Raw genomic sequence first — 14,330 nt, 5'->3', positions numbered from 1 at the left:
TCGATTTCCGATTTTTAATATCGTGCACGATTAAATCGCTACGAAATAAAAATGCACCGCGCCCTGCGTCGCAGATTAAGAAGGAGAACGTCATGTCCAACAGCACCAACGAACACAATTTTTCCCGCCGCAATATCCTGCTTGCCAGCGCCGGCGGAGCGGGGATCGCCGTCGTTTCGAGCGCTCTGAGCGGTTCGACTGCCGCCGCCCAGGATCAGGCTGCTACGGCTAACCAGGCTCCGGCTCAACGCAGCGTCGATAGCATCGTCACGCGCGACGGCGTCGAAATCTACTACAAGGACTGGGGCCCGAAGGATGGCCAGGTGGTTATCCTCAGCCATGGCTGGCCGCTCTCGTCCGACAGCTGGGAGGCGCAAGCCCTGCATCTCGCCGACAACGGTTTCCGCGTCATCACCCATGACCGCCGTGGGCACGGGCGTTCTTCCCAGCCTTGGGACGGCAACGACATGGATCACTATGCCGATGACCTGGCGGATCTGATCGAGGTACTGGACCTGAAGAACGTCTCCCTGTTCGGCTTCTCCACCGGCGGCGGCGAAATCAGCCGCTATATCGGCCGCCATGGCACGGCCCGGGTTGCCAGGGCCGGCCTGATCTCCGCTGTACCGCCGCTGATGCTGAAGACGGCTGCCAATCCCGGCGGTCTGCCGATCGAGGTCTTCGACGGAATCCGTGCGGCATCGATCGCCGACCGTTCACAGCTCTACAAGGATATTGCCTCCGGTCCGTTCTTCGGCTTCAACCGCCCCGGCGCCAAGGCTTCGCAGGGCATGATCGACAGTTTCTGGCTGCAGGGCATGACCGGCGGCCACAAGAACACCTATGACTCGATCAAGGCGTTCTCGGAAACTGACTTCACCGAGGATCTGAAGGGGTTCGACGTGCCGACGCTGATCGTTCATGGCGACGACGACCAGATCGTGCCGATCGATGCTGCGGCTCGTGCCTCGAAGAAGCTAGTGCCGCATGCCACGTTGAAGGTCTATGCCGGTGCGCCGCATGGCATCACCGATACGCACAAGCAGCAGCTAAACGATGACATGCTCGCTTTCCTGAAGAGCTAAATGAAACAATCGGGGCGTTGTCTCCAGCGCCCCGATCGGCATATCTCTTTCTACCAATTGGCCGCTGGATTGCGGCCGTTGCCGTGGTAATTGTCTGCTCCAGATTCCAGTCAGGAGCAGCCGATGACCCAGAAACCACGTATCCTCGTCACCCGCCGCTGGCCCGATGCCGTCGAGCGCGTCCTGGCCGAGCGGTTCGATGCATCCTTCAATGCCGCTGATATCGCCATGGACGCCGGGGCGCTCACTGAGGCGTTGCGTTCCTTCGATGCGGTCTTGCCGACAGTATCCGATCGCCTCCCGGCCTCGCTTTTCGAGGGGAGCGACATCCGCACGAAAATTCTGGGGAACTTCGGCGTCGGCTATAATCACATCGACACCGCCGCTGCGAAGGCGCGCGGCATTGTGGTCACCAACACGCCGGGCGTGCTGACCGATTGCACCGCCGATATAGCGATGTCGCTGCTTTTGTCCGTTGCGCGCCGGGCCGGCGAGGGCGAGCGGCAAGTCCGCGCCGGAGAATGGACCGGCTGGCGGCCGACGCACATGATCGGCACCAAGGTGACGGGCAAGATACTCGGGATCATCGGGTTTGGTCGCATCGGCAAGGCGATGGCGAAACGCTGTCATTTCGGCTTCGACATGGACGTCGTGTTCTACAACAGGTCGAAAATCGATCTGGCAGAAGCGACGCGCTATGGTGCACGGCAGCTGGATACCGTCGAGGAGGTGCTGGCCACCGCCGATTTCGTCTCCCTGCATTGCCCGGGCGGCGGCGAAAACCGGAATCTGATCAATGCGCGGCGACTGGCCCTGATGAAACCGGAAGCGTTTTTGATCAATACCGCGCGCGGCGACGTCGTCGATGAAAACGCTTTGATCGAGGCGCTGGAAACCGGTGTCATCCGTGGTGCCGGACTGGACGTCTTCGAGGCGGAGCCCAATGTTCCAGCGCGGCTGCGGACTCTCGAAAATGTCGTGTTGCTTCCTCATCTCGGTAGCGCGACTCAAGAGACACGCACCGCCATGGGCATGAAGGTGGTCGAGAACGTCACGGCCTTCTTCGAGGGTAGGGAGTTGCTGGACCGCGTGGCGTAAGCTCCTGGCTTCAAAAGACTAAATTTTAGCTTGTTGCGATATTGCAACGCAGCATGATTGTCTTTGGACGGCGGTTGCTCACGGGCGGGAATCGGCAGATATTGATTAAATATAAGGCAGGCTTTCGCGTCGCCTAAACTGTGTGCCGGCGGCGCCAAGCCAAGGAACGGAAGCAGGATCCCGGAAGGGACCTTGCCGATGTCGGTGCCGGCAAAGTTGCCAGGCGTCAGCCGGTATGCGGGAAGAAACGCTTGAAGGGCGGGAACAGCAGTGGTCCCAAACCAGGAGTTCTTCATGCGCTCGTCAAAGGTAACCTGCCGCCCCATCGGCGATGGACATGTCGCGATTGCTATTCCCTTCATACAGGAAGGCACATCGTACTTCCGTTGGGTAATACCGCCGTTGATCGCAGCCAGCTTGTGGCCGGCGATGGGCAAGGCGCATGATGCGCCGTCGGGCTGGAGCTATCCGTTCTCCTGCTGCTCGAATCAGGATTGCCGGCCGGTCGCAACCAAGGCGATCAGCGAGAAGCCGCAGGGTTATGTGATCAATATCACAGGCGAGATCGTGCCTTATGCCGACAAGCGCGTCAGGATCTCGCCGGATGGCGAATTCCACTGGTGTTCGGTGGCGGGCGAGGAGAAAAGCCGAACCCTCTGTCTCTTCGTACCCCCGCATTCCTACTGAACGTTCACACCTCGTGCAGCGCGTTCGCCGCCTTGACGGCGGCGGAGGCGCGGTTCTCGACGCCCAATTTCACATAGATCTGTTCCAGGTGCTTGTTGACCGTGCGAGCACTCAATCCCAGGATCTCGCCGATATCGCGGTTGGATTTACCCTTGGCGATCCAGAGAAGGACCTGTGCCTCGCGTACAGTCAGCGAAAAAGCCTGGCGAAGAGTTTCGTCGTCACTGGTCTGGCTGACGCCAGTGAGCCGAAACAGGAATTCGTCACCGCCGATGGCACCGAGATAGGCGAGTTGCAGCACCGGCTGGCCGTTCTGCTGGATCATGAGCGGGCCGTCCTTCGACACGCCGTGTTTTTCCCGTTCCTGCAGCCATTGGCGGATATGGATGGCGAGCGTATCCAGTCCGTCGTCGCGCCCGGTGGCTGCATTGACCAGGCGCGTCGCCTGCGGGGTCGACCACTGGATCGTGCCATTGCTTCGCACGGCGAGCAGATGCCGCCCGGCTGCATCCAGAGCCACGCGCGCGCTTTGCGCGGAACGCGCATTGGCAAGGTGCACGCGGATGCGGGCGCGCAATTCGTCGATATTGATCGGCTTGGAGAGATAGTCGACGCCACCGGATTCCAGTGCGTGGACGATGTGCTCGGTTTCCGTAAGGCCGGTCATGAAGATGACGGGAACCTGGGTTATGGCCGGATTTGTCTTCAGCGTCCGGCATGTGTCGAAACCGTCCATGCCCGGCATGACGGCGTCCATGAGGATGACATCGGGCGTAATGCGGTCGACGACGTTGATCGCCGCATTGCCGGAGGTGGCAATCAGCACGGAAAACCCCGATTGTTCGAGCGCATCCGTGAGGAACCCCAGTGTCTCCGGTGAATCATCCACGATGAGCACTATGTCGCGCGGATGCACTGCTTCATTCACCGGCCGGTCTCCCCTGTTTGTTGATGTTCTGCAGGAAGTCGGCGTAACCGGCAAGGTCGAAAGCCTGAACATAGGTCTTGACCGCATCCGTGAACGGCTGATTTTCCTCCAGCCGCGCGAGATCGGCGAGCTTGGCTTCGATGCCGCGGACATAGCCGATCTCTCCGAGCCGGATCAATTCCTCGACATGGGCGGCGCCGGGAGTCTTTACCTTGCCCTTGCCCTTGCCGTTTGATTTCGGCGCGGGCTGCACCGTATCGCCATAGATCCATTCGAGGGCCAGATGGACCGCCAGCTTGTCATGCAGTTGCCGGATATCGAAGGGCTTGGCGAGGGTGTCGTTGTGGCCGGTATGCGTGTCGGCGGCCGTGCCGTCGCCGATATTGGCCGAGAGCATGATGACCGGCGCGGTCTGTTCATGATCGCGCAACCGCGTGACCAACTGCCAGCCATTCATGCCGGGCATCGAGATATCGACGAGGAAGAGATCGGGTTTGATGCCCTCGATCAGGGTCAGGCATTCCGTGCCGCCAGCCGCGGTCAGCACAACGAAATCGAGCGGCATCAGCACCTCTCGCATCAGGTCGCGATGATCCTCGTTGTCATCGACGACGACTATGGTCCGACGCGGACCGGCGTAACCGGCGATCTTGCGCACCGAGGGCAGGGAGGCAGTAGGCCGACTGATCGCCGACAGCATCAGCCGCACGCGGAAGGTCGAACCCTTGTCGCGCTCGCTGTCTACGACGATCTCACCGCCGAGCGTCTGGGTCAGAAGCTGCGTGATGGTGAGCCCCAGCCCGAGACCCGGCATCGGACGAATGTGTTCGGCTTCGCCGCGTTGGAACGGTTCGAAAATGCGCGGTAGGTCCGTCTCAGAGATGCCTCGGCCGGTATCGGAAACCGTAAATGTCGCCACCTGGCTGCGATAGGAGACATCGAAGCGGATCGTCCCGACATCGGTAAACTTGATCGCGTTGGAGAGCAAGTTGACGAGGATCTGGCGCAGGCGTTTCTCGTCGGTGCGAACATATTGCGGCAAAGCACTTGCCCGGTCGTGTTCGAAGATCAGACCCTTGGCCTGCGCCTGCGGGCGGAACATATCGGCAATCTGGTCGAGGAAGTCCTGGATATTGATCTCGTTGGAATAGACCTGCAGGCGACCGGCCTCGATCTTGGAAATATCAAGCAGCCCGTCGATCAGGCCGGAGAGATGATCGGCACTGCGCTTGATGACCTTGATGGCCGACTGGCGCGGCGCGGGAATTGTTTCGTCGCGCTCGAGGATTTGCGCATAGCCAAGGACGGCATTTAGCGGCGTGCGGAGTTCATGGCTGAGGCCCACCACGTAGCGGCTCTTGGCGCGATTGGCCGCTTCTGCCGTTTCCTTGGCATATTGCAGCGCCGCGTCGGTTTTCTTGTGCGCGGCGATTTCCTTCAGGAGCAGGGTGTTCTGACGCGAGGATTCCTCTTCAGCCACCAGCCGGCTGTCATGGGCAAGGACGTAGAACCAGCAGACGACACCGGTCACGACAGCGAAGACGAAGAACACCACACCGACGGTCCGGTTGATCACCGCCGCCGTCTCCGGCGAGGCCGTGCCGGTCTGATGCGCGATCATGGCAAGGATGGCTCCGATGCCGGCGATGGAAAGAACAACGGCAATCCCGTAGCGGCCAAGGCGGGTGGAGAGTGTTTCCGTGATCCTTTGCGGCAGCAGGGCCTTGGCGACCACCGCCGTCTGGGCATTGAAGCTTGCATGCGGCTTGCACATGTCGTGGCAGCGGCTGTCGAGCGAACAGCAGAGCGAGCAGATCGGCGCCGAATAGGCCGGGCACCAGGCCATGTCCTCCGGCTCGAACGGATGCTCGCAGATCGAGCAGGTGACGGTGGAGAGTTTCTTCCAGCTCTGGCGCGGCTTGCGGGCAAGATAGTATTTGCCCTTGGTGCCCCAGGCGATGGCGGGCGAGACGATGAAGGCGGTGATCAGCGCTATATAGGGAGCCAGCGACGCCGCCAAGGCGCCGAGCAGACCGAAATGTGCGGTGAGTGCGATCAGTGCCGACGCCGTCATGGCCCCGACGCCGACCGGGTTGATATCGTAGAGATGGGCGCGCTTGAACTCGATGTTGGGCGGGGCAAGACCGAGCGGCTTGTTGATGAACAGGTCGGCCGAGATCGTGCAGAGCCAGGACATGGCGATGATCGAGAAGATGCCGAGCGTTTCCTCCAGCAGCTTGTAGATGCCGAGTTCCATCAACAGCAGTGCGATCGCCACGTTGAACATCAGCCAGACGACGCGGCCGGGATGGCTGTGGGTGAGACGCGAGAAGAAGTTCGACCAGGCAAGCGAACCGGCATAGGCGTTCATGACATTGATCTTCAGCTGCGACACGACCACGAAGGCCGCCATCAGCAGCAGGGCAGCGTTATGCCATGGAATCATATAGCCGAAGGCGGTCAGATACATGTGCGCAGGGTCGGCGGCATCCTCCACCGGGACGCCGGCGCTGAGACACAGGACGACGAGGAAGGATCCGGCCAGCAGCTTCGGAGCACCGACGATCACCCAGCCGGCACCGGCGAGGAACACGGCGAACCGATGATGCAATTTGCGTTGCCCTTCCGGTGGCAGGAAGCGCAGAAAATCCACCTGCTCGCCGATCTGCGCCATCAGGGCGAGGATGACGGCGGAGGCAGCTCCAAACTCGACGAGCGAAAATGGTGCGAAGGAACCGGGCGCACCCGCTGCCTTGTGGGCACCGGCAAAGGCGAGCCAGAGGTCGAACTTGCTCCAGTCGGCCAGCGCGATGAAGATGAAGGGCAGGATGTTGAGGATGATCCAGAACGGCTGCGTCATCAGCTGGAACTTGCTGATCAGCCGCACGCCATGGGTCACCAGTGGGATCACCATCACGGCACTGATGATATAGCCGATCCAGACGGGAATACCGAGCGCCAGCTCCAGCGCCGCTGACATGATCGAGGCCTCGATCGCAAACAGCATGAAGGTGAACGAGGCATAGATCAGCGAGGTGATCGTCGAGCCGATATAGCCGAAGCTGGCGCCGCGGGTCAGGAGATCGATGTCGACGCCATGGCGGATGGCATAGCGGCTGATCGGCAGGCCGACGCCGAGCATGACGAGGCTTGCCGCGAGGATGGCGATGATGGCGTTGGTCGTGCCGTAGGAGAGTGTGATGGCGCCGCCGATCGCTTCCAGCGCCAGGAAGGAGATCGCCCCGATCGCCGTCTGCGAGATGCGCTGCGACGAGAACTGCCTGGCGCTCTTGGCGGTAAAGCGCAGCGCATAGTCTTCCAGCGTCTGGTTGGCGACCCAGCGATTGTACTCGCGCCGGACCGGAATGATGCGCTGGCGTGCTGTCATCTGCTGCGTGCGTTTCCTTGGGTCATCGACAATCGGCATCCTTGCGGCCGCAACAAAGTCGTAACACAGAAAATCGCGATCCTTAAGTGTGCTGCATTGCACACTTCGCCCCGGTGTCTACGTCAATTGACGTATACAGAATTGCCCGCCCCCAGCGGATAGTTCCTTTACGAACGGTAAAGGTCTCCCAAGAGCCGTCGTCAAAAGAACGAGAGGGGTTCACAATGAAAATCAAATCTCATGTTATGAGCGCGTTCCTGGCCGGTGCGCTTGCCACGACAGCATTCTCCAGCGTCTATGCCGCCGAAGACACGATCAAGGTCGGCATCCTGCATTCGCTTTCCGGCACCATGGCCATCTCCGAGACCACACTCAAGGACGCCATGCTGATGCTCATCGAGGATCAGAACAAGAAGGGCGGTCTGCTCGGCAAGAAACTCGAAGCCGTCGTCGTCGATCCGGCGTCCGACTGGCCGCTGTTTGCCGAAAAGGCTCGCGAGCTGATCTCCGTCGACAAGGTTTCGGCCGTTTTCGGTTGCTGGACCTCGTCGTCGCGCAAATCGGTCCTACCGGTTTTTGAAGAGCTGAACTCGCTGCTCTTCTACCCGGTCCAGTACGAGGGTGAAGAATCCTCGCGCAACATCTTCTACACCGGTGCCGCTCCGAACCAGCAGGCGATCCCGGCCGTCGATTACCTGATGAACACCGAAGGCGTCGAGCGTTTCGTGCTTGAAGGTACCGACTATGTCTATCCGCGCACGACCAACAAGATCCTTGAGGCATACCTGATCGCCAAGGGCATCCCGAAGGAAGACATCCTCATCAACTACACGCCGTTCGGTTTCTCCGACTGGCAGACGGAAGTCGCCAAGATCAAGGAATTCGGTTCGGCCGGCAAGAAGACCGCCGTCGTTTCGACCATCAACGGTGACGCCAACGTTCCGTTCTACAAGGAACTCGGCAACAAGGGCATCAAGGCAACCGACATCCCGGTCGTCGCCTTCTCGGTCGGCGAAGAAGAGCTTGCCGGTCTCGACACCAAGCCGCTCGTCGGCCATCTCGCTGCCTGGAACTACTTCCAGTCCGTCGATGCGCCGGCCAATGCCGAGTTCATCAAGGAATGGCACGCATTCACCAAGAACGACAAGCGTGTAACGAATGACCCGATGGAAGCCGCCTATATCGGCTTCAAGGCCTGGGTTTCGGCGGTTGAGGCTGCTGGCACCACCGACACGGACGCTGTTCTCGATACGATCATCGGCACCACCGTTCCCAACCTTTCGGGCGGCTACGCCACCGTGATGCCGAACCACCACATCACCAAGCCGGTGCTGATCGGTGAAATCCAGGCAGACGGCCAGTTCGAAATCGTGCAGCAGACGCCTGCCGTTGTCGGCGACGAATGGTCCGATTACCTGCCCGACTCGAAAGACCTGATCTCCGATTGGCGCAAGCCAATGTCCTGCGGCAACTTCAACGTTGCAACCGGCAAGTGCGGCGGCAAGGGCTCCTGATTTCATCGAATGATTTTCATCAAGGCCAGTATATTCCGGAAACGGTTTAACGCCGTTTCCCCCAATTGATCCAATGACCTTTCGATTTGATGCCAATACCCTCCGTCCAGATCTCCCATCTGGACGGAGGGACTTTCATCCCTGCGCCCCGTGCTTGGCATGTTTTCTGCATGGTGGACGTTTGGGACGCGGTTCCGGATGCCGATCCTGTCCGATCTGATCGTCGGGCGAGCGGATTGCGGAAATCTTAAGCAACAGCGCCGGCATGAAGCGTTTTCCAGTGAATGCGCGGCGTCAAGCCAACGGAACAAGAAGAGCTCATGTATCGCGCCATCCAGACCTTCCTTGTTGCTCTCTGCCTGCTCGTCAGTTGCCTTGCAACGGGCCTGCGTGCCCAGGAGGACATCCGCCCGCTGGTCGATGCGCTCGGCGCAACCAGCTTTCCGCAGAAGATCGAGGCCGTCAAAGCACTCGCTGCGTCGGGCAATCCGAAGGTTGCCGACATCCTGCAAAATCTCACCGACGGTAAACTTTACGCGCCGAAGACCGGCGGCGCGGTTTATCTCGAAGGCGCGGCTGACGGCGCGTATCTCGATGCCCTGACCGGTGCGCCGGCAAACGAGGTTCCCGGAAATCTCGCCAAAATCAGGTTGAACAACGGCCTGCGCGGCGCGATCGGGGCGGCGCTCAGCCAGCTGACGCTCCTGAGCCCGGACCGTGCGGCCCGCCTGACGGCGTCGCAGGATTTGCTCAAGGACGCAAACCCGGACAATCTCGCGCTGTTGAATTCCGCTCTGGCACAGGAGAAAGACGCCGAGGTCAAGGCGACCATGGAAGCGGCCCGCGCCGTTATCCTCTTGAAAACCGATGCCAGCGCCGAGGACAAGAAGGCGGCCATCGATATGATCGCTGCGCGCGGAAACCGCGATGCGCTGACCATCCTGACCGCTGCCATGGACAATGCGCCGGATGACTTGAAGCCGGCGATCGAGAAGAACATCGCCTCGATCAAAACCAGTCTTGCCGCATGGGACGTGGCGCAGAACATCTGGTACGGATTGTCGCTCGGCTCCGTGCTGCTTCTCGCGGCCATCGGACTTGCCATCACCTTCGGCGTCATGGGCATCATCAACATGGCGCATGGCGAAATGGTCATGCTCGGCGCTTACACCACCTATGTCGTGCAGCAGACGGTCGCTTCGGTGGCGCCCGGAATGACCGATTATTCGCTCGCCTTCGCGGTCCCGGCCGCCTTCCTGTTTACGGGGCTGGTCGGGGTCGGCATCGAGCGCAGCGTCATCCGCTGGCTCTATGGCCGGCCGCTCGAAACACTGCTTGCCACCTGGGGCATCTCGCTGATCCTGCAGCAGGCGATCCGCACCATCTTCGGGCCGACCAACCGCCAGGTCGACAATCCGAGCTGGATGTCCGGCGCCTTCGAAGTCGGCGGCCTTGCCATCACCTACAACCGCATGTGGATCATCGTCTTTTCGCTCGGTGTTTTCGTCGCACTGCTGTTGCTGCTCAAGCGTTCCAAGTTCGGCCTGCAGATGCGCGCCGTCACCCAGAACCGCCGTATGGCCTCCTCAATGGGCATTCGCACGCCCTGGGTGGATGCGCTGACCTTCGGCCTCGGCTCCGGCATCGCCGGCATGGCCGGTGTGGCGCTCAGCCAGATCGACAACGTCTCGCCCAATCTCGGCCAGAACTACATCATCGACAGCTTCATGGTCGTGGTTTTCGGCGGTGTCGGCAATCTCTGGGGTACGCTGGTCGGCGCCTTGACGCTCGGCATCGCCAACAAGTTCCTCGAGCCCTATGCCGGCGCGGTGCTGGGCAAGATTCTCATCCTCATCTTCATCATTCTTTTCATCCAGCGGCGGCCACGCGGCCTGTTCGCGCTCAAGGGAAGGGCGGTCGAACAATGATCACGCAAATGCTTTTCAGCCGGCACGAGAAGAAAACGGTCTGGGCGGTCTTCCTGATCCTGCTTGCCGCTGCCCTCGTGCCGCTTGCCAATCTTCTCATCCCGGAAGGCAGCGCCTTTCATGTCCCCGGCTATCTGGTACCGCTGCTCGGCAAATACCTGTGCTACGCCCTTTTGGCTTTGGCGCTTGATCTCGTCTGGGGCTATTGCGGCATTCTTTCGCTCGGCCATGGCGCATTCTTCGCGCTCGGTGGTTACGCCATGGGCATGTACCTGATGCGCCAGATCGGCGATCGGGGCGTCTATGCCAACCCGCTTCTGCCCGATTTCATGGTGTTCCTCAACTGGCAGGAACTGCCCTGGTACTGGTACGGCTTCAACCATTTCGCCTTCGCCGCGCTGATGGTTGTTCTGGTGCCCGGCCTGCTGGCCTTCGTCTTCGGCTGGTTCGCCTTCCGCTCGCGCGTTACCGGCGTCTATCTCTCGATCATCACCCAGGCGATGACCTATGCGCTGCTGCTTGCTTTCTTCCGCAACGAGATGGGCTTCGGCGGCAATAACGGTCTCACCGATTTCAAGGAAATCCTCGGATTCAATGTTCAGGCCGGCGGTACGCGGGCGGCGCTCTTTGCGGCCACGGCGATAGCGCTGGCTCTGGCCCTGGTCCTCAGCTCCGCCATCGTCCGTTCGAAATACGGCAAGGTACTGGTCGGCGTGCGCGATGCCGAAAGCCGGACCCGCTTTCTGGGATACCGGGTCGAGAACATGAAACTGTTCATCTTCACCGTCTCTGCGATGATGGCGGGTGTCGCCGGTGCGCTGTACGTGCCGCAGGTCGGCATCATCAATCCGGGCGAATTCGCGCCGGCCAACTCGATCGAAGTCGTCATCTGGACGGCCGTCGGCGGCCGCGGCACGCTGATCGGTCCGATCATCGGCGCCATTCTTGTCAACTTCGGCAAGAGCATCTTTACCGCCGCCTTCCCGGAATTCTGGCTGTTCGCGCTCGGCGCCCTGTTCGTCGCAACGACGTTGTTCCTGCCCAAGGGCGTCGTCGGCACGGTCCAGCAGTTCATTGCCCGCCGCAAGGAGCAGAAAAAGGCCGATGCTGTCGAGCAGGCCTATCAGGACAAGGCGGCTGCCAAGGCGGAGAGTCAGCTTGCAACACTTGAACCCCAGGCCGCGGAGTAAGATCGATGGACGAAAAGACCTCCACAAGCCTTCTCTATCTTGATGGCGTATCGGTGTCCTTCGACGGCTTCAAGGCGTTGAACTCGCTGTCCTTCGTCGTCGAGCCCGGCGAATTGCGGGCCATCATCGGCCCGAATGGCGCCGGCAAGACGACGATGATGGACATCATCACCGGCAAGACCCGGCCGGACAGCGGTCAGGTCTTCTTCAATGGCGATATCGATCTCACCAAGAAGGACGAGGCCGATATCGCCCAGCTCGGAATCGGCCGCAAGTTCCAGAAGCCGACGGTGTTCGAAAGCCATACGGTCTGGGACAATATCGAGCTGGCGCTCAACCGGAAGCGCGGCGTATTCTCGACGCTGTTTTATCGTCTGACGCCGGCGGACAAGACACGCATCGAGGAAATTCTCGAAACCGTGCGGATGACGGCACGCAAGGACGATCTGGCCGCCAATCTCTCGCATGGGCAGAAGCAGTGGCTGGAAATCGGCATGCTGCTTGCTCAGGAGCCGAAACTTCTTCTGGTCGATGAGCCGGTGGCCGGCATGACGGATGCCGAAACGGCCGAGACCGCCATCCTGTTGAAGGAAATCGCCAAGACCCGTTCCGTTGTTGTTGTCGAGCACGACATGGGCTTCATCCGCGATCTCGGCGTCAAGGTGACGTGTCTTGCGGAAGGCTCGGTGCTGGCCGAAGGCTCGATCGATTTCGTCAGCAACGATCCGAAAGTGATCGAGAATTATTTGGGGCGGTGACGATGCATTACAATGTTTCCATGTTTGCGACAGAGTTTTCGGTTGGCTTACCCCCCTCTGTCCCTTTGGGACATCTCCCCCACAAGGGGGGAGATCATTCTTTTCCGATTTACGTTCAGAAGCCCTTGGCAATCTCCCCCCTTGTGGGGGAGATGTCGGCGTCGCCGACAGAGGGGGGTAAACCCTCCACTGGGAAGGAAGGTGCCGCATGCTGACCGTCGACAACATCAATATGCATTACGGCGCAGCACAAGCTTTGCGCGGCGTCTCTATCACCGCGCCCATGGGCAAGATCACTTGCGTGCTTGGTCGTAACGGCGTCGGCAAGACCAGCCTGTTGCGCGCCATCACCGGCCAGCATGGGCCAAGTGCCGGGACGATCACTTTCAATGGTACGGTCCTGAACGGCATGGCGCCCTATAATCGTGCCAAGCATGGCATCGGCTTCGTGCCGCAGGGCCGCGAAGTCTTTCCGCTCCTCACGGTCAAGGAGAACCTGGAATCCGGTTATGCGCCGGTGGCGCGCAAGGACCGCTTCATTCCCGACGATATCTTCAGCCTGTTTCCCATTTTGCAGACCATGCTTGGCCGTCGCGGCGGCGACCTGTCCGGCGGGCAGCAGCAGCAGCTGGCGATCGGACGGGCGCTGGTGACACGGCCGAAAATCCTGGTGCTCGACGAGCCGACCGAAGGCATCCAGCCGTCGATCATCAAGGATATCGGTCGTGCGATCCAGTATCTGCGCGATTCCACGGGGATGGCAATTCTGCTTGTGGAACAATATCTTGACTTCTGCCGTGAGCTTGCAGACCATGTCTACATCATGGATCGGGGCGAGATCGTGCATGAGGGACCGGCGGAGACGCTGGACACACCGGAAGCGCGCCGCCACCTGACAGTTTAACGGCGGATTTCAATGGCTGAGGCAGCGGTAGTCGCGCCGCAAAGGGCGTGGGGCAAGGGACGGCTGGTGGCAAAGCCGTTTGCCGGGCGCACGCGGCTGGCCGAATTCTACCAGGAAGGCTGCGCCAAGATCCGGCTGCCGGATACGTTCGACGCCACGATGGAAGCGGTGCTGATCAACAGTTCCGGTGGCCTGACCGGTGGCGATCACATGGAGTGGTCGTTTTCCGCCGGCGAGGGTACGCACCTGACGCTGACGACACAGGCCTGCGAAAAGATCTACAAAGCCAGTGCCGGGACGGCGGCCGTTGCGGCGCAGATTTCCGTCGCGGCGGGGGCGACGGTGCATTGGTTGCCGCAGGAGACGATCCTGTTCGACCGCGCTTCGCTTTCCCGAAGGCTTGATGTCGATATCGCCGAGGGAGCGGAGTTTCTGGCTGTCGAGGCTGTTCTGCTCGGCCGCAAGGCAATGGGCGAAGCGATGCGGGAAGGGCTGTTTCAGGATTGCTGGCGCATTCGCAAGAATGGTGCCCTGCTGCATGCGGAAAACCTGCGGCTTTCCGGGGATATCGCCGAACTGACTCATGAAACAGCCGTACTCGGCGGGCAGGTGGCATTTGCCACGCTTTTTTACACCGGCGCCGATTGCGAGCAGCAGGTCGACAAACTGCGAGGCCTGATCGGCGGTACCGATGGCGGGGCGAGCTACCATCAGGTGGCGGGCGAGGACAAGCTGATTGCCCGCCTTGTCGCGCCTGACGGCTTTGCCTTGAGAAAAATCCTCATCCCGATCATTTCGCACTTGCGCAAGGGCGCCTCTGTGCCGAAAGTCTGGAACCTGTAATCGACAC

The 14,330-nt window shown here is 60.5% G+C and carries 11 protein-coding genes; 9 read left to right on the top strand and 2 right to left on the bottom strand.

What is annotated here, in order from left to right; translation table 11 throughout:
• Positions 1 to 92 precede the first annotated feature (92 nt).
• The 3 genes from J2Z75_RS23845 to J2Z75_RS23835 all read left to right on the top strand — a co-directional run bounded on the left by J2Z75_RS23845 (position 93) and on the right by J2Z75_RS23835 (position 2,870).
• Positions 93 to 1,085: an alpha/beta fold hydrolase gene (locus J2Z75_RS23845; protein WP_209855409.1), complete on the top strand. Its 993-nt coding sequence runs from the start codon at positions 93 to 95 to the stop codon at positions 1,083 to 1,085.
• Positions 1,086 to 1,208: 123 nt separating this feature from the next.
• Entirely contained in the window at positions 1,209 to 2,183 is a 975-nt protein-coding gene (locus tag J2Z75_RS23840; RefSeq protein ID WP_209855408.1) for a 2-hydroxyacid dehydrogenase, read from the top strand.
• Positions 2,184 to 2,612: 429 nt separating this feature from the next.
• The gene (locus J2Z75_RS23835) at positions 2,613 to 2,870 is read left to right on the top strand and encodes a hypothetical protein (RefSeq protein ID WP_209855832.1); all 258 of its coding nucleotides are present in this window, start codon (positions 2,613 to 2,615) and stop codon (positions 2,868 to 2,870) included.
• A gap of 4 nt (positions 2,871 to 2,874) precedes the next feature.
• Here J2Z75_RS23835 and J2Z75_RS23830 read toward each other — a convergent pair whose 3' ends face one another.
• Both J2Z75_RS23830 and J2Z75_RS23825 read right to left on the bottom strand, forming a co-directional pair.
• On the bottom strand, positions 2,875 to 3,798 hold the full coding sequence (locus J2Z75_RS23830; RefSeq protein ID WP_209855407.1) for a response regulator: 924 nt from the start codon (positions 3,796 to 3,798) through the stop codon (positions 2,875 to 2,877).
• Positions 3,791 to 7,186: a hybrid sensor histidine kinase/response regulator gene (locus tag J2Z75_RS23825; RefSeq protein ID WP_209855406.1), complete on the bottom strand. Its 3,396-nt coding sequence runs from the start codon at positions 7,184 to 7,186 to the stop codon at positions 3,791 to 3,793. Before J2Z75_RS23825 ends, J2Z75_RS23830 begins: the two co-directional genes overlap by 8 nt.
• Before the next feature lie 224 nt (positions 7,187 to 7,410).
• Here J2Z75_RS23825 and urtA point away from each other — a divergent pair, with 224 nt between their 5' ends.
• The 6 genes from urtA to J2Z75_RS23795 all read left to right on the top strand — a co-directional run bounded on the left by urtA (position 7,411) and on the right by J2Z75_RS23795 (position 14,323).
• Positions 7,411 to 8,700: an urea ABC transporter substrate-binding protein gene (urtA, locus tag J2Z75_RS23820; protein WP_407692811.1), complete on the top strand. Its 1,290-nt coding sequence runs from the start codon at positions 7,411 to 7,413 to the stop codon at positions 8,698 to 8,700.
• Positions 8,701 to 9,020: 320 nt separating this feature from the next.
• Positions 9,021 to 10,628, top strand: a complete 1,608-nt coding sequence (gene urtB, locus J2Z75_RS23815; RefSeq protein ID WP_209855405.1) for an urea ABC transporter permease subunit UrtB — start codon at positions 9,021 to 9,023, stop codon at positions 10,626 to 10,628.
• Positions 10,625 to 11,818: an urea ABC transporter permease subunit UrtC gene (gene urtC, locus J2Z75_RS23810; RefSeq protein WP_209855404.1), complete on the top strand. Its 1,194-nt coding sequence runs from the start codon at positions 10,625 to 10,627 to the stop codon at positions 11,816 to 11,818. The genes urtB and urtC overlap by 4 nt, the downstream gene beginning before the upstream one ends.
• Before the next feature lie 5 nt (positions 11,819 to 11,823).
• A complete protein-coding gene (gene urtD / locus J2Z75_RS23805) occupies positions 11,824 to 12,576 on the top strand; it encodes an urea ABC transporter ATP-binding protein UrtD (protein ID WP_209855403.1) in 753 nt (250 codons plus the stop codon).
• Between the two features lie 208 nt (positions 12,577 to 12,784).
• Positions 12,785 to 13,480 carry an urea ABC transporter ATP-binding subunit UrtE gene (gene urtE, locus J2Z75_RS23800; protein WP_209855402.1) on the top strand — a complete coding sequence of 232 codons (696 nt, stop codon included), beginning with the start codon at positions 12,785 to 12,787 and terminating at the stop codon, positions 13,478 to 13,480.
• A 12-nt stretch (positions 13,481 to 13,492) separates the two neighbouring features.
• Positions 13,493 to 14,323, top strand: a complete 831-nt coding sequence (locus tag J2Z75_RS23795; RefSeq protein ID WP_209855401.1) for an urease accessory protein UreD — start codon at positions 13,493 to 13,495, stop codon at positions 14,321 to 14,323.
• The last annotated feature ends 7 nt before the right edge of the window (positions 14,324 to 14,330 follow it).

It is taken from the genome of Rhizobium herbae, assembly GCF_017873135.1.
Lineage (GTDB): Bacteria > Pseudomonadota > Alphaproteobacteria > Rhizobiales > Rhizobiaceae > Pararhizobium > Pararhizobium herbae.
Note: the sequence above shows the minus strand (reverse complement) of the source record. Positions and strands in the feature narration are given on the sequence as shown.

Bases quoted from the DNA above. Each gene is read 5' to 3' on its own strand.
- J2Z75_RS23845 (WP_209855409.1), top strand. From the start codon at position 93: ATGTCCAACAGCACCAACGAACACAATTTTTCCCGCCGCAATATCCTG.
- J2Z75_RS23840 (WP_209855408.1), top strand. From the start codon at position 1,209: ATGACCCAGAAACCACGTATCCTCGTCACCCGCCGCTGGCCCGATGCC.
- J2Z75_RS23835 (WP_209855832.1), top strand. From the start codon at position 2,613: ATGGGCAAGGCGCATGATGCGCCGTCGGGCTGGAGCTATCCGTTCTCC.
- J2Z75_RS23825 (WP_209855406.1), bottom strand. From the start codon at position 7,186: ATGACAGCACGCCAGCGCATCATTCCGGTCCGGCGCGAGTACAATCGC.
- urtA (WP_407692811.1), top strand. From the start codon at position 7,411: ATGAAAATCAAATCTCATGTTATGAGCGCGTTCCTGGCCGGTGCGCTT.
- urtB (WP_209855405.1), top strand. From the start codon at position 9,021: ATGTATCGCGCCATCCAGACCTTCCTTGTTGCTCTCTGCCTGCTCGTC.
- urtC (WP_209855404.1), top strand. From the start codon at position 10,625: ATGATCACGCAAATGCTTTTCAGCCGGCACGAGAAGAAAACGGTCTGG.
- urtD (WP_209855403.1), top strand. From the start codon at position 11,824: ATGGACGAAAAGACCTCCACAAGCCTTCTCTATCTTGATGGCGTATCG.
- urtE (WP_209855402.1), top strand. From the start codon at position 12,785: ATGCTGACCGTCGACAACATCAATATGCATTACGGCGCAGCACAAGCT.
- J2Z75_RS23795 (WP_209855401.1), top strand. From the start codon at position 13,493: ATGGCTGAGGCAGCGGTAGTCGCGCCGCAAAGGGCGTGGGGCAAGGGA.